Origin of the sequence: Streptomyces geranii, assembly GCF_002954775.1 — a bacterium.
Taxonomy (GTDB): Bacteria; Actinomycetota; Actinomycetes; order Streptomycetales; family Streptomycetaceae; genus Streptomyces; species Streptomyces geranii.
This window is the reverse complement of the sequence record NZ_PJME01000041.1, coordinates 68,451-88,891: the sequence shown is the minus strand read 5'-3', so window position 1 is coordinate 88,891 and position 20,441 is coordinate 68,451. Positions and strand designations below refer to the sequence as shown.

Sequence of the window (20,441 nt, the reverse complement as noted above, 5' to 3'; positions counted from 1 at the left end):
CGTCCAGCGCGATACGGGGGTTCGGGGGCGGAGCCCCCGAAGGATGGGACGGGTAGGGGCGGCGGGGGCGAGGAAAAGACCGCAGTCACCCCCCTCCCTCAGATCAGCAGATCCTCCACCTGAGCCTCCCCCTCCCGATACCGCCGCGCGATCTCCCCACTGCACTCGTCCGCCGTCCGCTGCAACCCCTGCCTACGCCGAGAAACCTGCTGCTCATACCGCACCAGCCTCCCCATCGCCGCCGTCAGCTCCACATCCGTCCGCGCGTCCAGATCCGACAGCTCCACCTCGGACAGCATCTCCGCCGCCAGCCGCCCGTACTCCTCGCTGTGCGGCGTCCCCAGCGTCACGTGCCGGGCCGACGACCGCTGCCGCGCAGGTGCGTCCGTCAGGATCTCCGACAGGCGTTCGACGACCGACCCCTCCCCCACCGCCACCACGGACGTGGGCCCGCGCCGGGCCAACTCCGCCCGCAGGATGTCGATACGGCCCTGCAGCAGCCGCCGTACGTAACTCAGGTCCGCCTCGTCCCGCTGGGCGTCCTTGCGCAGGGTGCGCAGTTCGGACAGCCGCAGCACGGCCAGGTCGTACTCGGGCGGCTCCACGGCCAGCAGCGAGCCGACTGCCGAACCGGCGGCCGAACCGACCGAACCGACCTTGCGCTGCTCGGGCGGCCTGGCGGCGGCGGCCGTATGAGGCCGCCCGGTACTCGGTGTGCTCATGTGCCTCTACCGTCCCCTCGACAGGCGAATGGGAGCATCGTGCCACCCCAAGTGGCCGCTATGTGACCGAGTGCCCCCGAACGGCCCCAGATGGGGGCTTAAGGATCAAATTAGAATCCGGCGACGGACTGTCCCCGGGCTGTCCACGGACTGTCCGAAGAGCACGGCATGATGGACGCATGCGTGCGGTGGTGCAGAGAGTGGACGGCGCGAGCGTCGTCGTGGACGGTGCGGTGACCGGCGAGATCACCGGCGAGGGGCTGTGCGTCCTCGTCGGGGTCACGCACGAGGACACGAAGGAGAAGGCGGCCCAACTGGCCCGCAAACTCTGGTCGGTTCGCATGCTCGCGGACGAGCGGTCCTGCTCGGACATCGACGCACCGCTGCTGGTCATCAGCCAGTTCACCCTGTACGGCGACGCCCGCAAGGGCCGCCGCCCCACCTGGAACGCGGCTGCCCCGGGCGACGTGGCCGAACCCCTCGTCGACGAGGTGGTCGCCCAACTCCGCGCCCTGGGCGCGACGGTGGCGACGGGCCGCTTCGGCGCCCAGATGCGGGTGACCCTGACGAACGACGGCCCGTTCACCGTACTGATCGAGATGTAGCAGCAGCCGTAGCGACCGTACAACCGCATACGACCGCTACGGCTCGACCACGACCTCCTGCGCCGCAGCCGTCGTATCGGCGACCAGCCGCGCGTCCACCGCCACGTTCCGCTTCACCAGCGCGAGCGCCACCGGCCCCAGCTCGTGGTGGCGTACGGACGTCGTGATGAACCCGATCTTGCGGCCCTCGGGCCCGTCGTCCGCGAGGCGGATCTCGGTGCCGGCCGGTGGCAGGTGGACCTCGCTGCCGTCGAGGTGGAGGAAGACCAGGCGGCGCGGCGGCTTGCCCAGGTTCTGGACGCGGGCGACCGTCTCCTGGCCCCGGTAGCAGCCCTTCTGCAGATGCACCGCCGTACCGATCCAGCCCAACTCGTGCGGGATGGTGCGGTGGTCGGTCTCGAAGCCGAGGCGCGGGCGGTGCTGCTCGACCCGCAGCGCCTCGTACGCCAGCAGCCCCGCCGCCGGTCCGGCCTGGGCCGCGTACGACTCCAGGTCTGCACGCGGGAGGAAGAGGTCGCGTCCGTACGGGGTCTCGCGTACGGCGACGCCGGCCGGGACCTCGGAGATCGCGCCCGCGGGGAGGTGCACGACCGCGAACTCGCCTGTCCGGTCGGCGACTTCGACCCGGTAGAAGAACTTCATCGACTCCAGGTAGGCGATCAGCGCCTCCTGGGTGCCGGGCTCGACATGGGCCCAGGTGGTGGTGCCGTCGTCGACGAGATACAGGGCGTGCTCGATGTGGCCGTTCGCGGACAGCACCAGGGCCTCGGTGGCCTCGCCCACGGGCAGGTCGCTGACGTGCTGGGTGAGCAGCAGGTGCAGCCAGCTCAGCCGGTCGTCGCCGGTGACGGTGATGACGCCCCGGTGGGAGAGGTCGACGAATCCGGTGCCCTCGGCGAGGGCACGCTGTTCGCGGAACAGTTCGCCGTAGTGCGCGGCGACACCTTCGTCCACGCCCTCGGCGGAAACGGCGCCGGGCAGGGACAGCAGAGGGCTCTTCATAGGCACAAGCCTACGACGATGCCTACGACTCGGTAGTTGAAGCCTTGAGCGAGCAGTCCTTGCAGCGGCCGAAGATCGCGAAGTGCTTCATGTCGGTCTCGAAGCCGAAGGTCTCGCGCAGCTTGGCGGTGAAGTCTGCGGCCACGGAGACATCCGTCTCGATGACGTTGTCGCAGTCACGGCAGACCAGGTGGATGTGGTGGTGCCGGTCGGCGAGGTGGTAGGTCGGCGCACCGTGCCCGAGATGGGCATGGCTGACCAGGCCCAGTTCCTCCAGCAGCTCCAGGGTGCGGTAGACCGTGGAGATGTTGACCCCCGACGCCGTCTTCCGCACTTCCACGAGGATGTCGTCGGGGCTCGCGTGCTCAAGGGTGTCCACGGCCTCCAGCACAAGCTGCCGCTGAGGCGTCAGCCGGTAACCGCGCTGCCTGAGGTCGCTCTGCCAATCGGTGCTCACCACACCACAGAGTCTAGGACTACTTGAAGAAAGCGATCCCGTCGTCCGGCATGTCGTCCGGCAGGTCCTTCGCCCAGCGCTCGACGTCCTCCGGGGTGACGACCTTCTTCAGCTGCGCCGACATGTACGGGCGCAGCTCGACGTCCGGCGTCTGCTTCTCGCCGACCCACATCAGGTCGCTGTGCACGTACCCGTACAGCCGCTTGCCGCCCGTGTACGGGCCCGAGGCCGCCGTCCGCGCGACCGCGTCGGTCACGATGTCGATCTGGGGCTTCTTGGCGGCCAGCTCGCCGTACCAGACCTCGACGACGCCGTCCTGGCGGACCATGACGACCTCGACCTTGCGGTCGGCGTCGATGCGCCAGTAGCCGGACTCGGACTCCAGGGGCCTGACCTTCTCGCCGTCGGCGTCCAGCACCCAGGTGTGGGAGTGGTACTCCAGGAAGTCACGGCCGTCGTGGGTGAAGGTGACCTCCTGCCCGAAGTTGCACTTCTCGGAGCCGGGGAAGTCGTGCACGCCCGCGCCGGCCCACTTGCCGAGCAGGAAGACGAGCGGCACAAGGTCCTTGTGCAGGTCGGAGGGGATCTCGATCATGAGCGGCAGTTCCTGCGATTCGTGGTGACGGGGGTCAGACGGGGGTCAGCGCTGACCCTGGTACAGCTTCTTGACCGTCAGACCGGCGAAGGCGAGAACGCCGACGGCGACCAGAACCAGCAGGGCTTCGAAGAATGCCTCAAGCACGGGGTGCTCCTCGGACGATCGGTTGGGTGCACAAGAGCCGGGCCCAAGCTTACGCGGCCGGGGCCCGGCTCTCTCGGCCAGGTGCGGTCAGCCGAGCAGCTGACCCTGGAGGGTGACCGTCTGCTGGAAGGGGACGGCCAGGGCCTCGCCCTTCCGGGACTGCATGATCAGCGCGAGGGTGTCCCCGGCCGCGAGGTAGGCGTAACGGACCTGCTCGGCGCCGTACGGCTCGGACTCGACGTACACGGCCGGCTGGATGTCCTCGGTACGGGCGGCCTGCTCGGGGAAGTCCTCGTCGACCTCGGCCTGTTCGGTGCCGCGCATCTGGAGTCCCGAGCTGCTGAACGCGGCGAAGTCGGCGGCGAACAGGTCGTCCACGACGGCCGCGCTCTCGAAGCGGAGCAGGTAGATACGGGTGTGCGTGCCGTCCTCGGTGGTCCAGCCGCGCGCCGCGATGTGGCGCAGGCCGTCGTCGACGAGCTTCTGCCGGAACGTGTCCCGTTCCCCCGCCTCGGCGAACTCCGTCAGAAGGACCCGGGGCGCGAGCCACCCGTCCGAGCCGCGCAGCGCCTTGTCCTCCGTCGCGCCCTCGGGTGCGGGCAGGACCAGGGCGCGCAGGTCGGCGTAGTGGACACCGCCCGTGTTCCCGTCGGCGAACGGCCCGGGACTGCCGGACGGCAGCGGCGGCAGGGTGATCTCCGGGTACACCCAGCGCCCGTCCGACGCGGTCGACAGCCCCGGTACGTCCGTACGCTCCAACCGCGTGATCCCGTACGCCGCCGACGCCCCGACGACCGCGAAGACGACCACGGCGGCGGTCCAGCGCAGGGCTGCCCGCAGGGCCCGGCGGTCCTTCCGCACCGGGGGCGGTGCGTCGACGACGGGCTCGGTGGCTACGGACTCGGTGACCGCAGGCTCGATAGCGGCGGGCTCTGTAGCTGCGGACTCGGCGACCGCGGGCTCAGTAGTTGCGGGCTCGGTCATACCGCCACCCCCGGCTCGGCGATGCGGTCGAGCTGCTCGCTCAGGAGCATCGCGACTCCCTTGGTGTCGAGTGGTGCGGGACCGTCGGCGGTCGCGGTGACCAGGACGTCTCCCTGGTAGGCGGAGCAGTACATGGTTTCGAGGCCGGGGCCGTCGTCCTCGTTCTCCTCGTCGTCCTTGGGCGGCAGGAAGCACTTGGCGTTCTTGTGGCCCTTGATCTGCGGGCCCGGGCGGAAGATGTCCAGGGCGTCGAGGAACTCCTGCTGGTAGGTCCCGAGGTCCCGTACGGCCGCCGAACTGCCCATCCGGGCCAGCACGAGGTTCACGGAGTAGACGCCCTCGTTGTCGCTGAGGTCGCTCACCTCCGCGTTGATGTAACTGCGCATCGCCATGCCCTTGATCCGCTGCCGGTCGATCTGCTTCTCCAGCTGCTTGCGCTGCGAACGGGGCAGCCCGCTCAGCGACTCCTTGCGCAGCGCCGTGGCCTGGGCGCCGCTGAGCTGGGCGTCGTACCCGAACTCACCGAGGTCGGGCCCCCGGTACCAGCCGCTCTCCCCGTACGGCACGAGCACCGCGGCGAGCCCGGACGGGGCCGCCGCCTCGACCTCGTCGTCGGCCGAGGTCTTCGGGAACTTGAAGACGGGCGCACCCGCGTCCCGGTCCGCCCCGTCCACGGTGACGACCGTGAAGCCGACCCCGGCGACGACGGCCCCGGCCAGCAGGACGGACCCGAGAACGACGGCGACCCGACGCGGACGCAGCCGCGATCGCTTCGCGGGCGACACGGCTTCGGACTCAGGCACGAGTACGGGTTCGGCTTCGACCTCGGACACAGGCTCGGCCTCGGATACGGGCTCGGCCTCAGAGGCAAGCTCGACCTCGACCTCGGACACAGGATCGGCCTCGGACACAGGCTCGACCCCGGATACGGGCTCGGCCTCGGCCTCGGCCACAGGTTCGGACTCAGGTGCAGGTACGGACTCGGTCACAGCCGCTCCATCTGGCGCTTGGCAAGGTCCACGATCAGCTGTCTGGAGACCGGCTTGGAGTCGTAGACCCAGATCTCCATGGCGATGTCACCGCGCCAGGCGTACGCCTCGGCGCTGTAGGCCGACACGTCCTCCAGCTGGGCGGCCGGCTTCGTGTGGACGTACGCCTTCCCGTCCCCGGTGCCGGGGACCGGGTAGCTCTTGGTGCCGGCCTCCTCCTCCGCCCAGTAGTGGCCGTTCTCGGCGGACTCGGGGGCGGCGAGGGTCTCCTCCTGCCGGTACTGGACCAGCCGGATCTCCACACTGACGTCACCGGCGATCCAGCCGGTGACGGCGGCCCGCCGGAACTCGGAGCCGAGGAGGCTGCCGAACATGCTGCCGGACTCGTCGTACTCGGCCGCGTAGTCGGCCAGGTCGAGCCAGCCGTCCTCGCCCGCCAGGTACTCGGGCTCCTCGGCCCCCTTGGGCTTCTTCAGCAGCAGCTTGCGCAGATCACCGTCCGTCCGCACCCGCCGGTCCCGAGCCGCCGACAGCGGCTCGGGCCCCTTCCCCTTCGCCTGCGCCAGCGTCACCTGCGAGAGCGGGGGCAGCGGGGTGGGATCGCGGTCGGCCTGGACGAGGTAGCCCGCGCAGGTTCCGGCGACGAGGCCCAGTACGGCCGCCGTGGTGATCAGCGCGGCGGTGCGCCCACGCCGGCGCGCGGGTCTTTCCGGCGCTTCCGGCACGTCCATCACTTCCGACACTTCCAAGACATCCCCCATGCAACGCGAAGCACGGATTTCCTATCCGCGCGCACAGGAGACCCATGGCGGATGCCCAGAGTTGTAAGTGCGTTGATTACGATTCGGACTACTGTCCGGCCTACCATGCGGCCATGGCGAAGAAGCTCGTGATCAAGGTGACGGCAGGGGCCGATGCGCCCGAGCGCTGCTCGCAGGCGTTCACGGTGGCGGCGGTGGCCGTGGCCAGCGGGGTCGAGGTGTCGCTCTGGCTGACCGGGGAGTCGGCGTGGTTCGCCCTGCCGGGCCGGGCCGCCGAGTTCGAGTTGCCGCACGCGGCGCCGTTGCCCGACCTGATCGAGTCAGTCCTCGCGGCAGGCCGCCTCACGCTGTGCACGCAGTGCGCGGCCCGGCGGGACATCACGGAGAGCGATGTCATCAAGGGCGTACGGATCGCCGGGGCGCAGGTGTTCGTCCAGGAGGCGATGGCGGACGACGCCCAGGCACTCGTCTACTAGCTAGAGCGAGTTGTCCCTGACAGCTCCGACGAAGTGGGCCCAGGCGCCGGCGGCGAGAACGAGGGCGCCACGGGCGGGGTCCTTGCTGTCCCGGACGGGTACGACGGAGGAGAGGTTGGGGGCGACTTCGACGCACTGGCCTCCGTCCTGGTTGCTGTAGCTGCTCGTGCGCCAGGCTGCGGCGCGGAGGAGGTCGTCGGAGACTTCGACGCACTCGCCTCCGTCCTGATTGCTGTAGCTGCTCGTGCGCCAGGTCAAGCTGTTCAGGTCGATGGCTCGCATGAGGCTTCCTCCAACATCCGCCTGATCAACTTCCGCGATTCATCCGGCGATAGGGCCAAATCGCGTACCAGATCGTATCGGAGCTGGAGCCGTTCGACGTCTGCAGTTTCCTGGACCAGTTCGCCCGAGTATCCGGTCTCGACCCACACCACGGCGCGGCCGTCGGTGCCTCGCAGGAACATGGTGTTGGTGTTCGTCAGTCCGTGGAGTCCGGCGCTCAACAGCACCACGTGGATGGTGACGTTGTTGCGCTGCTCCATCAGCAGCAGGTGCTCCAGTTGCTCGCGCCACTTGGCGGCATCCCGCAGCGGCGTCCGCAGCACGGACTCGGAGAGGATCGTGCGGAACCGTGGGGCGCCCTCGGCCAGCAGCACCGCGCGACGGCCCACGCGCGCCTCGACCTGCACCTCCAGCTCGTCCCCGTCGAGCCCGCCCGCCGCGAGCAACTCCCTCGCGTATTCGGAGGTTTGGAGAACACCGGGCAGGTTGGCTGCAGCGTAGTGCCACAGGCTGACCGCCTCGGCCTCCAACACCATGTAACGCCGGTACCGCTCCCTGAACTGCGTCGGATCAGCGACCGCCAGCTCCCACAAGGTGAGTACCAACCCACCCGTCCCGTAATGCTGATCCAACGCCTGGGCCACCTCAGGACTCCCCAGCGTCGCCCCACTCTCCAGCTTGCCGAAGAGGGACGCGTCCCACCCCAACACCTCCGCCAGCTGCCGCAGGCTCTCCCCCCGCTCGGCCCGGAGTAAGCGCAGCTCCTCCGCGAACCGTCGCCTGGGCTCCTGGCTCCGCCCGGTGATCACCCTTCTCGACGACATCGCGCCCCTCCTGCGGAACTGTGGAAGTTATGGAATTTACGACTCCACGCACCGAACAACCGCCCGCCAGCGGCGTTTTGACGGCACGCATGGGCCATGCTCACCCTGAACCCGAATACGCAGAGTAGTACAAACACCGCATTCCGTATAGAAGTTGGATGAAAGGAACGGCATCCATGGCCCCCGAACCGACCGCATCCTTCGAGCCCGGCACCCTCGTCTACGACCCCGACACGGACAGAGCGGGCGAGTACCGCGACACCGTCGGCCCCTACGCGCTGCTGCGCCCCCTCGGCGGTGGATGTGAGTGGCAGGCGCAGCCCGCGTCGCTGCGGGCGGCCACGCCCGAGCAGCGGCTGAGTGCCGGCGTGCGGGCCGCCAACGAGCGTGCCGTGCGCGACACTTGGGGCTACTCGGAGTTGGGCCGCCCGCCCCTGCCGGTGCCCGGCTGCGAGGCGTGCGCCGAGGTGGACGGGCTGCGGCAGAACGCGCGGGCGGAGTCGGACGCGAGCGCGGTGACCGACGCCGACGTCCTGATGCGCAGGCACCACCGGGCGGACCACGGCGCGTGACCCGACAGGTCTTCCGGTACGCCGAGGAGTGGCAGCGCGGGCACACTCAGCGGACCCGGCACACGCGCTACCGCCGGATCTTCGCGGACTACGCGGTCATGGAACCGTCGGAGGACCCCGGAGTCTCGTCCACCCACAGGCAGAACGGGTGCCCCGACGGATCCAGCAGGACCCGTACGTCGTCCTGCGGCTGATGTTCGTGCAGGCGGGCGCCCTCCGACACCGCTCTCGCCGTCTCGCCCTCCAGGTCGTCGACCTCGATGTCCAGGTGGAGCATCATCTGCTGGTCGCCGGGCGCGCGGGTCGGCCAGACCGGGGGGACGTACGCGCGTTCGGTCTCGAAGGAGAGGGAGACGCCCTCCTCGCCCGGGGGTGGGCCGATGAGGACCCAGTCGGGTTCCTCGCGGCGGATCTCGTAGCCGAGGAGGCGGGCGTAGAAGCCGGCCAGCTCGTGTGCGTCGAGCGCGTCGAGTACGACCGTGGACACTCTCGTACGACCCATGCGCGTCCTCTCCGGCTACGGCTGTCGCCGTCTCTTGCCGTCCAGCTCGTCCCACCACTCGTCGGACTTCGCGTCGCCGGACGGGGCGTCCCACCAGCGGTCGTCCGGGCCCCGGCGGTTGGCGGTCATCGCCGCGATCGGCGGGATCACCATCGCCACCAGGCACATGCCGACCGCCACTGGCATCGACCACAGGCGCACGACCGACCAGGCCAGGACGAAGAGCGTGACGCAGGTGCCCATCATGGCGAAGTACACGTGCCGACGACGTGCGTACATACGTCCAGGGTAGGTCCGGGCACGCCGAAAGGCCGCCCCCCTGGTGCGAAACCAGGAGTGCGGCCCTTCGGGAAACCGTGCCTCGTCAGACGGCGATCGCGACCTCCGCGAGGCCGCCCGTCTGGGCGACGACCGTACGGTCCGCCGTGCCGCCGGGGACGAGGGCGCGGACGGTCCACGTGCCCTCGGCCGCGTAGAAGCGGAACTGGCCCGTCGCCGAGGTCGGAACCTCGGCCGTGAATTCGCCGGTCGAGTCCAGCAGGCGGACGTAGCCGACCACCGGCTCGCCGTCGCGGGTCACCTGACCCTGGATCGTGGTCTCACCGGGCTTGATCGTCGAGGCGTCCGGGCCGCCGGCCTTCGCTCCACACATGTCTTACTCCAGATACAGATAGGGGTCTGACCGGACGACAGGGAAGGCCGGTCGGGTGTACAGGGGTTCGCTTACTTGTTGGCGCCCAGCTCGATCGGGACGCCGACGAGGCTGCCGTACTCGGTCCAGGAGCCGTCGTAGTTCTTGACGTTCTCCACACCCAGCAGCTCGTGCAGGACGAACCAGGTCAGGGCCGAGCGCTCACCGATACGGCAGTACGCGATGGTGTCCTTGGCCAGGTCGACCTGCTCGTCGGCGTACAGCTCCTTCAGCTCGTCGTCCGACTTGAAGGTGCCGTCGTCGTTGGCGTTCTTCGACCACGGGATGTTGCGGGCGGACGGGACGTGACCCGGGCGCTGCGACTGCTCCTGCGGGAGGTGCGCGGGCGCGAGCAGCTTGCCGCTGAACTCGTCGGGCGAACGGACGTCCACCAGGTTCTGCGAGCCGATCGCGGCGACCACGTCGTCACGGAAGGCGCGGATGGACTTGTCCTGCGGCTTGGCCTTGTAGGCGGTGGCGGTCCGCTCCGGGACCTCTTCCACCAGCTCGCGGGCGTCCAGCTCCCACTTCTTGCGACCGCCGTCGAGCAGCTTGACGCTGTCGTGGCCGTACAGCTTGAAGTACCAGTAGGCGTACGAGGCGAACCAGTTGTTGTTGCCGCCATAGAGGATGACCAGGGTGTCGTTGCCGATGCCCTTCGCCGAGAGGAGCTTCTCGAAGCCCTCCTGGTCGATGAAGTCACGGCGGACCGGGTCCTGGAGGTCCTTGGTCCAGTCGATTCGGATCGCGTTGCGGATGTGGTTCTTCTCGTAGGCGGACGTGTCCTCGTCCACCTCCACGATCGCGATGTCGGCGTTGTCGAGGTTGGCCTCGACCCAGTCGGCGTCTACCAGGACGTCGCTGCGGCTCATGCTGTTTCTCCTCCGGGGCAGTTGCGGGGGCGGTGTAGCAGATGGGGCAGATGTGACAGAAGGGGCAGAGGGTGCGCATCGCGCACGGCCCCTGGCCGAGGGCGCCGAGTGCGGAAGGGAAGAGGTGTGGGGGCTGCTGAGCCACGCACTTCCGCTCCGCTCAGAAAGGGCGACAGAGCATGGCGGCGACGCGGCACAGGTCTACTGCCCGCCGCTTCGTGAGATCCGCCTGTCGGTGCATGGTGTCGATCGTAGGGACGGATTGCCGGGGATGTCACCGGGGTGTCGCATGGTGAGATGCGATCGTCCGCAATGTGGGATGCGTGGGGACAGGGCGCCCCGGGGGTGGGGGTGCGGGCAGGAGGCACGGGGGTCCGCGCCTCACTCCATCTGCTGTACGGACGCCGCCGTCTCGCCAGTTGGACTGACTTCCCGGTCCTCGGTGCCGGACTTCCCGGCCCTCGGTGCCGGATACGGGTTCGGCGTGACGCGTCCTACCCCGCCAGGCTGACGTTCGAACCCTTCACCGTGATGTCCACACCGCTCTTCCCGGCCTGCACCGTGTCCAGCTTGATGCCACCCGGCAGACCCTCGATCTTCTGTTCGAAGTCGGCGACCGAGTGGGCGTCGGCGGCGGCCAGCTGGATGTCGTCGAAGCTGGGTATCGAGTCGGCACGCACCCGGACGGTGTCCCCGTCGACGACGGTGACACTGCTCAGCAGGTACACGGGCTCCTTGAGGGCGCTCACCTCGACGGCGACCTTGATCTTGCCGTTGCCGCCGTCCGAGAGGCCGGTGACCTTCGCGGTGACGCCCAGCGGCAGCTGGGTCGTCTCCGCGTTGGCGGCCTTGAGGAGCTGGTCGTAGGAGACGGTCGCGCTGCCGGTGGCGGTGGCCGCAGTGGCGGCGCTGTAGTCGCCGGTGAACTCGACGCCGCGCATCCGGGCGCTCAGGTCGTCGATCCGGATCTTCTGGCCGGAGACGCCGGTGGCGGCCTCGTAGTCCTTCATGCCGACCTCGACGTCGTCCAGCTCGCCGCCCGCGACCTGGGTGAGGAAGGGGAAGCCCTTGATCGACACGTCCGGAGTGCTCGCCAGCCCCTCACTGGCTCTGAGCCGGTCCGCGACCTCGTCCTCCGCGAATCCGACGGCGACGCGGTCGGCGATCACGAAGAGACCGCCGAGGACGACGGCGACGATGAGGAGTATTCGGAATGCACGCATGTTCGCGACGTTACCGGGGGCGGAGGCGGCGGGGGGCGGGTCGAGCGGGGTTGTAGATCAGGTGTGACGTTCCGCCAGAGCCGCTGCCGCTGCCACTGCCACTCGGTCCAGTACCGGGAACGGCACCAGCCCGTAGTGGTAGAAGTCCACGGCGTCCGCACCGCCCGTCGGCCCGGTGACCGCGAGGGTCTTGGCCGCGAGGTGCTCGGCGGAGGTGGTGTCGGGGGCGCCCGGGCGCAGTACCGCGCGCAGGGCGCAGGTGTCGGGGAGTACGGCACGGTAGGCGGCGGTGTCGGCGGCGGCCCGCTCGACGTCGTGCGCGTACGCGAGCACCGCGTAACCCGGCACCACCGCGCCGACCGCCGCCGGGTCGACCCCGATCCGCCAGGCCTCGTCGACGGCGAGGGCACCTGTCGGACGACCGTCCGCGTAGCCCTTGACCGCGCCGGTCAGATCGAGAAAGACCAGCCGGGAGCCCTCGTCGGCGACGGCTTCGGCGACGGTCGCGGCGAGGGAGGTGACGGTGGCGAGGCGGGCGCGGGCGTAGGCGGCGAGGGGGACGGGGAGCGCGTCGGGGGTCGTCAGCGGCTCGGTGGGCTGCGGTTCCGCGCCGTCCAGGACGCGGCCGACCAGCCGTACGGCCTCCGCGCGGGCCGCTTTCGGATCGGCTCCGGCGGTACGGGCGCGGCCGGCGCAGTGCTCGCAGAAGCAGAGGCCCAGGAGGAAGTCCTCCAGGGGGCCAAGCGGGACGAAACTGCGTTCGTGGTGGTAGCCGTGGCCGAAGGTGCCGTAGTGCAGGGACTCGGCGACCACCGCGTCCACGCCCTGCCGGGCCACCGCACGGGCCAGGGCGACGGCGTACGCCCGTACGTCGGGGTGGGCCGGGCACAGATCGGCGGGGGCGGCCCGGTCGCCGAAGCAGTTCTGCTGGGTGACGTCGGGGTGGGCGAGGCCGAGGGTGGTGCTGTGCAGGAAGACGGTCCAGCCGTGCAGGGCGGCGCCCCGCTCGGCCGTCAGTCGGCGTATCTCACGGAGGGGTTCGTCCTCCGCTCCCCGCTGTACCGGCGGGGTGAGCCGCAGCCCGCCGAACAGATCGGCGGGCGGGAGGAAGTGGACGCCGTCGTGGCGCAGGGTGACCCGGCTCGGGCCGTGCGGGGTGACGTCGCGGGCGCGGTGGTAGGCGGCGGCGACGGTGAGGGTGTCACAGCCGTAGGTGCCGATGACCCGGTCGAGGACGGAGGCGGTGCCCTCGGCGCGGAGGTCCTCGACGAAGACGTACGCCGACGCAGTGGATGTTGTGGACGCTGTGGGCATGGGGGGCGCTGGGGGCGTTTCCATGGTTCGGCCGCTCCGGGGCTCAGTTGTCCTTGTTGTCCTTGTCCCGGGCTCTGGACGAGCCCAGCACGTGGGAGATCTCCAGGCCTGTCCGGACGACCATCGGGCCCACCTCGCGGACCCTCGTGGGCGTCATCCGGGTCGTGAGGCCGGAGACGCTGACCGCGCCGATCGCCGCGTCGGTGTGGTCGAAGACCGGTGCGGCCACACAGCGCACCTCGGGCTCGTTCTCGCGGTCGTCGATGGCGTAGCCCTCGCGGCGGACCCGGTCCAGTTCGGCGCGCAGGCGTTGCGGATCGGTCGTGGTGTGCGGGGTGACCGGGGGCATCCCGGCCGCGATCACGGCCTGGACCTCCTCCTCCCCCAGCCACGCGAGGATCGCCTTGCCGACAGCCGTGCGGTACGCGGGGATCCTGCTGCCGACCCGGGACGCCATCCGTACGTTGGTCTCGTTCTCCACCTTGTCGATGTAGACGACGTCCGGTGACTGGTACATCACGAGATGGCAGGTCTCCCCGACCGCGTGCTGGAGCAGCCGCAGCGGTTCCGTCGCGACGGTCCGCAGGTCGAGGGAGGAGAGATACGACTGCCCGAGCCGCAGTGTGCCGTGGCCGAGCCGGAACCAGCCCGTCTCGCGGTCGCGGACCAGCAGGTCGGCGTCGATCAGCGGCGCCGCCAGCCGCAGCACCGTGCTCTTGTTGATGCCGAGATCCTCGGCGAGCCGGGTGAGTGAGATGCCCCGGCCGGGACCCGCGTGGTCGCGCACGTGCTCCAGCACGGTGAGCGCGCGGCGCAGCGACGAGGACTGGTTGCGGCGGGCCGGGGCCGGTGAGCCCGGGGTGTCTGTCATGTCGTGCTCCTCGGCAGCAGTCCGCGGGCGACGGTGTCGCGGGCGGCGGCCAGGTGGCGTCCGGCACGGGCGAGCGAGATCTCGTGGTGGCCGGGGAAGAGGGCGTCGACGTCGAGCGCCGCCAGCCGGGTGAGGCTGGCCGCGTACTCGGGCACCCGGCAGTCGTGCAGGTTCTGGAGGGAGATCCTGCCGCCGGTGAAGACGCAGTCCCCGGAGAAGAGGGCGGTGTAGTCCGGGGTGCGCAGGTGGTAGCAGGTGTGGCCGTCGGCGTGGCCCGGGGTCGCGACAGCGCGTAGTACGACCCCGCCGCCCAGGTCGATCTCCTCGTCGTCGGCGATGGGCTCGACCGTGGGGCAGGGGGCGAAGGTGTAGTCGGGCGGGTAGTAGCCGGCGGCCTTGCCCCTGTCGAGGCTGATGCCCTGTTCGTCGCCGGTGGCGATCCAGTGCGTGGCGGCTGCGCCGGCTCGTACGTTCAACTCCGTCCAACGGGTGGTCAGTTCGGCTGCGCCGCCTGCGTGGTCCGCGTGGGCGTGGGTGAGGAGCAGGTGGTCGGGTCGGGTGGTCAGGGGGAGGGGGGTGTTTCCGGCGCCCGCGTCGATGAGGGCGGTGTGGTGGGTGCCTTGGATCAGGTAGGCGTGGGAGTCCAAGGGGTCGGTGAGGTCGAAGCCGTGTGCTCCGCTGGCTACCAAGGTGACGTGAGGGGTCAGGCGCATGTGGGGGGCCTTTCCGTTGGGGGGCGGGTGCGGGCCGGTTGTGGCTGGTCGCGCAGTTCCCCGCGCCCCTTTGGGGCGCGTCCTTGGGCCACCTGTTTCACAATCCGGGCCGCCAGTTCTACCTCTCTCAGCCCCACCGACTCCTCCGCCGCGTGTGCGTCCTCCACTCTTCCCGGGCCGAAGACCACCGCTGGAATCCCGGCCACCGCCAGCTTGCTGGCGTCCGTGCCGAAGGGCATGCCCTGTACCTCGTACGGGTGGCCGTGGTCGTGGAGGGCGTCGCACAGGGCGGTGACGATGGACGCGTCGGAGGCTGTCTCCAGGGCCGGGTCCACCGTGAACGGTGGGTCCAACTCCGCCCCCAGTGCGGCCAGTTCGGTACGGTCGGCCCGCCATACCGACTCCAGGTCCTCTCCCGGGAGTGTGCGGCGGTCGACATCCGCCTCGCAGGTGCCCGGGATCGTGTTGGGGCCCGTGCCGCCCCGGACACGGGTGACCGTGCGGGTCGCCGGGCCCAGGAGGGGGTGCGGCGGGACCGTCGGGGGGTGGGTGGCGAGGTGGGCGATGACCGGGGCCATCAGGGTGATCGCGTTCAGCGCCTCCTCGGGGCGTGAGCTGTGCCCGGCCCGGCCCGTCGTCCGTACCGTGTAGCGGACGACGCCCTTGTGCGCGACCGCCGGGACCAGTCCCGTCGGTTCGCCGACGATCGCGCCCACGAACTCGCGGTCCACCAGGGTGTCCAGGAGGTGCAGGACACCCCGGTACGCGTGCTCCTCGTCGCACACACCGGCGAGGACGACCGTGTGCGACGGCGGTTCCCCCGAGGCCAGTTCGGCGACGGCCAGCATGAACGCCGCCAACGGGCCCTTCGCGTCGCAGGCGCCCCTCCCGTACAGCCGCCCGTCCCTGATCTCCCCCGCGTACGGGTCGACGGTCATGCCGTCCGTCTCGACCGTGTCGAGGTGCGACTCCAGCAGGATCGCCTCCGCGCTGCGGCCCGGGACGACGGCCACGACGTTGTGCCGCCCGGGCAGGACCTCGTACAACTCGGCCTGTACACCCCGCAGTCGAAGCCAGTCCCGGACGTACTCCGCGACGGCCGTCTCGCCCCCGTCGCCCGCCCCGCCACGGGGATTGACGCTCGGGATGCGCACCAGGTCCCGCAGCAGTTCCTCGGTTTCCGTGGCTCCCGTCGTATCTCCCGTCATGTACGGCGCTCCCTCGCGTACACCAGCAGCAGGCCGATGATCAGCAGGCCCAGCACCACCTGTCGTACGCCCTCCGAGAGGTTCCAGGAGGTCAGCAGGGCGGTCAGCAGGGTGAGGAGGAGGGCGCCGCCCACCGTGCCGAGGAGGTGGCCCCGGCCGCCGAGGATGGACGTGCCGCCGAGCACCACCGAGGCGATCGACAGGAGCTGGTACGGGTTTCCCATGGTCAGCGAGCTGGTGCCGGTGAAGCCGAGCAGGACGAGCCCCGCCACTCCCGCCAGCACCGCGCAGGCCGTGTACGCGATGAACGCCGTCGACGCCGGCGGCACCCCGGACGCCCTCGCCGCGTCCTCACCGGCGCCGAGCGCGAAGGCGTAGCGGCCCGTGCGGGAGAGGTGCAGCAGCCAGAACGCAGCCGCCGTGAGCGCCAGCCACAGCACGAAGGCCCAAGGGATGCCCAGGACGCGGTCGTTGGCGAGCGAGTTCAGCAGCGGGACCTGGGCCGAGCTGGGCGAACCGTCCGTGTACACCAGCAGGGCGCCGGCCAGGATCGTGCCGCTGGCCAGGGTCATCACCATCGGGGGCACCCGCAGCCACACCACCCCGGCGGCGTTCACCGCGCCGACCAGCGCGCACAGCAGGAGCGCCACCGCGATGCCCGAGGCGCCGCCGCCACCCGTACCGGAGGCGACCTTGGCGCACACCACCGCCGACAGGGCGACCACGCCCGACACCGACAGGTCGATGCCGCTCATCATCACCACCAGCGTCTGGCCGATGGCGACGATGCCCAGGAAGGACGCCGTCTGGACCAGGTAGCGGAAGCTGGCGAGGCTGTCGAAGCCGTCCGCGAACAGGACGGCGGCCACCCAGGTGACCCCGAGCACCCCGAACGCCCAGGCCGCGCGACTCCCGCGCAGCCCGGCCACCGAAACCGCAAGACTGCTGCTCATACGGCCGCCTCCCTCGTGAGGTACGTCTTCAGGGCCAGCGCCACGACGAGGATCACGCCCTGCGCGACGAGTTGGTAGAAGGGTGAGATGCCGGTGAAGAGGAGGAGATTGGTCAGCAAGCCGATCACCAGTGCGCCCAGCACCGTGCCGCGCATCCGGCCCACCCCGCCGAAGAAGCTGATGCCGCCCAGCACTGCGGCGGCGATCGAGTTGAGGGTGTAGGGGGCGCCGATCGTCGGGTCGGCGGACCCGGTCTGGACGGCCAGGCCGATCCCGGCGAGCCCGGTGAAGACGCCGGCCAGCGCGTACCCGGAGATCTTCACTCCCCGGGTGTGCAGACCGCTGGCGTAGGCGCCGTGCTCGTTGCCGCCGACGGCGTAGAGCGCGAGACCGTGGCGGGTCGTGCGCAGCAGTTTCCAGCCGACGAGCACGACGGCTACGGCGACCGCGGGCAGCGCGACCCCGTTCCAGCCGTTGTTGTACGCGTCGACCAGGCCGCCGGGCACCGTCCCGCCCGGCTGCGGCAGCACCACGAGGGTGACCCCGCCCCACAGGAACGACGCGGCGAGCGTGACGACGATCGGGGGCAGTCCGGCGTACGCGACGAGCGTGCCGTTGACGGCTCCGGCGCCGACCGCGACGAGCAGGGCGAGGACGGCCGCTGTGATCACCCCGCCCGCGCCCTGAGCGTCGTACGTCGCGAACACGGCCATGGCGAGGGCGAGTACCGCGCCCAGCGACAGGTCGATCCCGCCCGTCAGCATGACCGTCGTCTGCCCGGCCGCCGCCAGGATCAGCGGCAGGAACTGGGCGGACAGGATGGTGATCGAGGCCGGGGTGAGGAGGCTGGAGTCGTAGTGCTGGTACGCGATCAGCAGGACGAGGAGGAGTACGGCGAGGGCGAGCAGGTCGGTGTTGCCGCGCGCGGCGGCCAGGGCGCGCTCACGCACGGACCACGCTCCCGGTGCCGTCGGCGTCGGACGTCGTCCCCATGACCGATGCCCTGACCAGGCGTTCCTCGGTCAGCTCGGGGCCGCCGAGGCGGTCGACGACCGTCCCCTCGTACAGGACGGCGACCTCGTCGCACAGGCCGACCAGTTCCATGGTGTCTCCGGAGGTGACGAGCACCGCGAGGCCGTCGTCGGCCAGGCGGCGCAGCAGGTGGTAGATCTCGCGCTTCGTGCCGATGTCGATACCCCGGGTCGGCTCGGCGAGCAGCAGGACGCGGGGCCCGGTCGGCAGCCATTTCGCCAGCGCGACCTTCTGCTGGTTGCCGCCCGACAGCCGCCGTACCTCCTGGGCCGGCGAGGCCGCCTTCACCCGCAGCCGCCCGATCAACTCCTCCACCAGCGCGGCCTCTTCACCTCGCGAGACGGTCGTGAGCCGCCGCGCCGGGGCGAGTTGGCGCATGCTGGGCAGTACGAGGTTGTCGCGCACGCTCCGCACGGTGTGCACGCCCTCGATCTTGCGGTCCTCGGGTACGTAGGCGATCCGGTGGCGAATCGCGTCCCGGGGGCTGGCCAGGCGCACCGGGCGGCCGTCCAGCGCGAGGTCGCCGGCGTGCCGGGCGAGGCCGAACAGGGCGCGCAGCACCTCGCGTTGGCCCTGGCCCTGGAGGCCGCCGAGTCCGGTGATCCGCCCGGGGACCAGGTCGAGGTCGATGCCGGAGCAGGCTCGGGGGACGGTGAGGCCGCGTACCCGGAGTAGGGGTTCGGGACTGTCCTCGCCGGACGGGGGTGGCGCCTTCGGCGGGAAGAGGTCCGACAGCTCCCGGCCCACCATCAGCCGTACGACGTCGTCGTGATCCGTGTCCTCCCGTGCCCGGGTCGCCGTCACCGCGCCGTCCTTCAGGACCGTCAACCGGTCGCTGATGGCGAAGAGTTCGGCCATGCGGTGGCTCACGAAGATCGCCGCGCCGCCCTGTTCACGGAGTTCTCGGACCACCCGGAACACGGCGGCCACCTGGTCCTCGTCCAGTGCCGAGGTGGCCTCGTCGAGGATCAGGAGGCGTGGGTCGCCCGCCAACGCCTTTGCCAGTTCGACCAGTTGCTGTCGGCCCAGCGGGAGTCGGCCGGCCGGGGTGCGCGGGTCGACGTCCAGGCCGACCCGGGCGAGCAGCGGCTCGGCGCGGGCCGCGAGGTCGCGGGCCCGGACCAGGCCCCGCCGGGAGGGCCAGGAACCGAGGAAGACGTTCTCCGCGACGCTCTGGTGCGGGTTGAGGCTCAGCTCCTGGTGCACGGAGCCGATCCCGGCGGCCCGGGCGCGGTGGGGAGACCACGCCCGGGCGACCGGAGCGCCGTCGAAGACGACGCGGCCCGAGTCGGGTGTCAGGAGCCCGGTGATGAGGGAGAGCACGGTGGACTTGCCGGCGCCGTTCTCCCCGACCAGCGCCAGCACCTCCCCGCGCCCGACCTCGAAACTCACGTCCGCGAGCACCCGGTTGCCCGCGAACGACTTCGACACCTTCTCCACGCTCAGCAGCGCCACGGTCGTCACCCGCTCACTTGCCGATGAGCTTGTCGATCTCGGACTGGGAGATGTCGCCGATCGGGTAGGAGTCGTCCGGCTGGTCCGGCTTGGCGTACTGGGCGAGGTTGTCGTCGGTGATCTCGGGCAGCGGGACGGTGATGTCCTGCGGGACGGACGCGCCCTCGCGCTTGGCTATCGCCGCCTCCAGGGCGATGACGGAGAGGTAGTTGGGCTGGGCCGTGGCGATCGAGGAGAAACCTTCCTTCTGCTTGGTCTGCCACAGCTTGAGGAAGCCGTTGTAGTTCTCGCCGGTGATCGGGACGAGCTTCTTGTCCTGCTTGACCAGCGTCTGGAGCGCCGCCGCCGACAGCGCCCCGCCCTGCGAGAAGACGCCGTCGATGTCCGAGTGGGCGGAGTAGGCGGAGGCGAAGGCCTGGGCGGCCGGGGCGAGGTTGTACTCGCTGTGCACATTGCTGACGATCTTGATGTCCGGGTACTTCTTGAACACCGCCTCGGCGCCCGACCAGCGGTCCTCGCTCACCGCGACCCCGGCGGGCCCGTTCATGGCGATGACGCTGCCCTTGCCGTCCAGCTTCTTCGCCAGCCAGGTGGCCATCATCGCGCCCCAGGCCTTCTGGTCCGTCCCGACCCGGATGACCTTGGTGCTGGTCGGGAGTGAGTCGAAGGCGACGACCGTGATCCCGGCGGCGACGGCCTGCTCAAGGGCCGGGTTCAGCGCGGTGGACGAGCCCGCGTCGACGAGGATCACGTCGTACTTCTGCTGGATCATGGCGCGGATCTGCGCGATCTGCTGCGAGGTGTCGCCGTTGGCGTTGAACGTCTCGAACGCCGAGACCTTCCCGCTCGACTTCAGCTTGTCCACATCGGCCTGCAGCATCTTCAGCGTCTGCTGCATCCAGGACGGGGTGAGGTAGATGGTCGACCAGCCGACCTTGAGGTCCTTGGCCTGCGGGGCCGACGACGCGCTGCCACTCGGGTCGGCGGCGGTGTCGCTGTCGGACTGGACGTTGCACGCGGCGACGCCGGCCAGCGCACAGAGGGTGGCGGCGACCGCCACCGCACCGCGTACGGAACGTGCGTTCATCGAAGTTCCTCGAATCCCTCGAAGGGTGCCCGGGCCCGTCGAAGGGCCCGGATGACGGGTGAGTGGGGGTGAGGACCGGTCTGTTGAGAGGGGAACGTAGGAGG

General features: G+C 70.4%; 26 protein-coding genes. 3 read left to right on the top strand and 23 right to left on the bottom strand.

Annotated elements, in window-relative coordinates:
- Window positions 1–98: 98 nt before the first annotated feature.
- Window positions 99–722: an RsiG family protein gene (locus tag CW359_RS34255; protein ID WP_105974105.1), complete on the bottom strand. Its 624-nt coding sequence runs from the start codon at window positions 720–722 to the stop codon at window positions 99–101.
- A gap of 179 nt (window positions 723–901) precedes the next feature.
- Between CW359_RS34255 and dtd the strand changes: the two genes are divergently transcribed.
- Entirely contained in the window at window positions 902–1,327 is a 426-nt protein-coding gene (dtd, locus tag CW359_RS34250; protein WP_105974104.1) for a D-aminoacyl-tRNA deacylase, read from the top strand.
- A gap of 36 nt (window positions 1,328–1,363) precedes the next feature.
- Here dtd and ygfZ read toward each other — a convergent pair whose 3' ends face one another.
- The 6 genes from ygfZ to CW359_RS34215 form a co-directional block, all read right to left on the bottom strand.
- The gene (gene ygfZ / locus CW359_RS34245) at window positions 1,364–2,329 is read right to left on the bottom strand and encodes a CAF17-like 4Fe-4S cluster assembly/insertion protein YgfZ (protein ID WP_105974103.1); all 966 of its coding nucleotides are present in this window, start codon (window positions 2,327–2,329) and stop codon (window positions 1,364–1,366) included.
- Between the two features lie 22 nt (window positions 2,330–2,351).
- Window positions 2,352–2,789, bottom strand: coding sequence for a Fur family transcriptional regulator (locus tag CW359_RS34240; RefSeq protein ID WP_105974102.1), 438 nt, complete (start codon window positions 2,787–2,789; stop codon window positions 2,352–2,354).
- Between the two features lie 16 nt (window positions 2,790–2,805).
- Window positions 2,806–3,381 (bottom strand): heme-binding beta-barrel domain-containing protein, encoded by a 576-nt coding sequence (locus CW359_RS34235; RefSeq protein WP_105974101.1) that lies wholly within the window; start codon window positions 3,379–3,381, stop codon window positions 2,806–2,808.
- A gap of 234 nt (window positions 3,382–3,615) precedes the next feature.
- Window positions 3,616–4,512, bottom strand: coding sequence for a hypothetical protein (locus CW359_RS34225; RefSeq protein WP_105974100.1), 897 nt, complete (start codon window positions 4,510–4,512; stop codon window positions 3,616–3,618).
- Window positions 4,509–5,501: a hypothetical protein gene (locus CW359_RS34220; RefSeq protein WP_232838731.1), complete on the bottom strand. Its 993-nt coding sequence runs from the start codon at window positions 5,499–5,501 to the stop codon at window positions 4,509–4,511. Before CW359_RS34220 ends, CW359_RS34225 begins: the two co-directional genes overlap by 4 nt.
- Window positions 5,498–6,244, bottom strand: coding sequence for a hypothetical protein (locus tag CW359_RS34215; RefSeq protein ID WP_332875010.1), 747 nt, complete (start codon window positions 6,242–6,244; stop codon window positions 5,498–5,500). The genes CW359_RS34220 and CW359_RS34215 overlap by 4 nt, the downstream gene beginning before the upstream one ends.
- 131 nt (window positions 6,245–6,375) lie before the next feature.
- Here CW359_RS34215 and CW359_RS34210 point away from each other — a divergent pair, with 131 nt between their 5' ends.
- Entirely contained in the window at window positions 6,376–6,738 is a 363-nt protein-coding gene (locus tag CW359_RS34210) for a DsrE family protein (protein ID WP_105974113.1), read from the top strand.
- Here the strand turns inward: CW359_RS34210 and CW359_RS34205 are convergent, their stop codons facing one another.
- On the bottom strand, window positions 6,739–7,020 hold the full coding sequence (locus CW359_RS34205; RefSeq protein ID WP_105974098.1) for a DUF397 domain-containing protein: 282 nt from the start codon (window positions 7,018–7,020) through the stop codon (window positions 6,739–6,741).
- On the bottom strand, window positions 7,002–7,844 hold the full coding sequence (locus CW359_RS34200) for a helix-turn-helix domain-containing protein (protein ID WP_105974097.1): 843 nt from the start codon (window positions 7,842–7,844) through the stop codon (window positions 7,002–7,004). The genes CW359_RS34205 and CW359_RS34200 overlap by 19 nt, the downstream gene beginning before the upstream one ends.
- A gap of 176 nt (window positions 7,845–8,020) precedes the next feature.
- On the opposite strand from CW359_RS34200, the gene CW359_RS34195 reads away from it, so the two are divergent.
- On the top strand, window positions 8,021–8,416 hold the full coding sequence (locus tag CW359_RS34195) for a hypothetical protein (protein ID WP_105974096.1): 396 nt from the start codon (window positions 8,021–8,023) through the stop codon (window positions 8,414–8,416).
- A gap of 88 nt (window positions 8,417–8,504) precedes the next feature.
- On the opposite strand, the gene CW359_RS34190 is transcribed toward CW359_RS34195, so the two are convergent.
- From CW359_RS34190 to CW359_RS34125, 14 genes are all read right to left on the bottom strand, one after another.
- Window positions 8,505–8,918, bottom strand: a complete 414-nt coding sequence (locus CW359_RS34190; protein ID WP_105974095.1) for a VOC family protein — start codon at window positions 8,916–8,918, stop codon at window positions 8,505–8,507.
- A gap of 15 nt (window positions 8,919–8,933) precedes the next feature.
- A complete protein-coding gene (locus CW359_RS34185; protein WP_105974094.1) occupies window positions 8,934–9,197 on the bottom strand; it encodes a DUF3099 domain-containing protein in 264 nt (87 codons plus the stop codon).
- A gap of 85 nt (window positions 9,198–9,282) precedes the next feature.
- Complete coding sequence (locus CW359_RS34180) at window positions 9,283–9,570, bottom strand: DUF1416 domain-containing protein (RefSeq protein WP_093780197.1); 288 nt, start codon at window positions 9,568–9,570, stop codon at window positions 9,283–9,285.
- 71 nt (window positions 9,571–9,641) lie between these two features.
- A complete protein-coding gene (locus CW359_RS34175) occupies window positions 9,642–10,481 on the bottom strand; it encodes a sulfurtransferase (RefSeq protein WP_105974093.1) in 840 nt (279 codons plus the stop codon).
- 160 nt (window positions 10,482–10,641) lie between these two features.
- Entirely contained in the window at window positions 10,642–10,722 is an 81-nt protein-coding gene (locus CW359_RS47695) for an Ms5788A family Cys-rich leader peptide (protein WP_408647551.1), read from the bottom strand.
- Window positions 10,723–10,975: 253 nt separating this feature from the next.
- Window positions 10,976–11,704, bottom strand: coding sequence for an LmeA family phospholipid-binding protein (locus tag CW359_RS34165; RefSeq protein WP_105974092.1), 729 nt, complete (start codon window positions 11,702–11,704; stop codon window positions 10,976–10,978).
- 57 nt (window positions 11,705–11,761) lie between these two features.
- A complete protein-coding gene (locus CW359_RS34160) occupies window positions 11,762–13,018 on the bottom strand; it encodes a hypothetical protein (protein WP_105974091.1) in 1,257 nt (418 codons plus the stop codon).
- 43 nt (window positions 13,019–13,061) lie between these two features.
- Complete coding sequence (locus CW359_RS34155; protein ID WP_105974090.1) at window positions 13,062–13,889, bottom strand: IclR family transcriptional regulator; 828 nt, start codon at window positions 13,887–13,889, stop codon at window positions 13,062–13,064.
- Window positions 13,886–14,602: an MBL fold metallo-hydrolase gene (locus tag CW359_RS34150; protein ID WP_105974089.1), complete on the bottom strand. Its 717-nt coding sequence runs from the start codon at window positions 14,600–14,602 to the stop codon at window positions 13,886–13,888. The genes CW359_RS34155 and CW359_RS34150 overlap by 4 nt, the downstream gene beginning before the upstream one ends.
- A complete protein-coding gene (locus CW359_RS34145) occupies window positions 14,593–15,810 on the bottom strand; it encodes a M20 family metallopeptidase (RefSeq protein ID WP_105974088.1) in 1,218 nt (405 codons plus the stop codon). The genes CW359_RS34150 and CW359_RS34145 overlap by 10 nt, the downstream gene beginning before the upstream one ends.
- The gene (locus tag CW359_RS34140) at window positions 15,807–16,763 is read right to left on the bottom strand and encodes an ABC transporter permease (RefSeq protein ID WP_105974087.1); all 957 of its coding nucleotides are present in this window, start codon (window positions 16,761–16,763) and stop codon (window positions 15,807–15,809) included. The genes CW359_RS34145 and CW359_RS34140 overlap by 4 nt, the downstream gene beginning before the upstream one ends.
- A complete protein-coding gene (locus CW359_RS34135; RefSeq protein WP_105974086.1) occupies window positions 16,760–17,713 on the bottom strand; it encodes an ABC transporter permease in 954 nt (317 codons plus the stop codon). Before CW359_RS34135 ends, CW359_RS34140 begins: the two co-directional genes overlap by 4 nt.
- Entirely contained in the window at window positions 17,706–19,259 is a 1,554-nt protein-coding gene (locus CW359_RS34130) for a sugar ABC transporter ATP-binding protein (protein ID WP_105974085.1), read from the bottom strand. Before CW359_RS34130 ends, CW359_RS34135 begins: the two co-directional genes overlap by 8 nt.
- Window positions 19,260–19,263: 4 nt before the next feature.
- Window positions 19,264–20,337: an ABC transporter substrate-binding protein gene (locus CW359_RS34125; protein WP_105974084.1), complete on the bottom strand. Its 1,074-nt coding sequence runs from the start codon at window positions 20,335–20,337 to the stop codon at window positions 19,264–19,266.
- Window positions 20,338–20,441 lie beyond the last annotated feature (104 nt).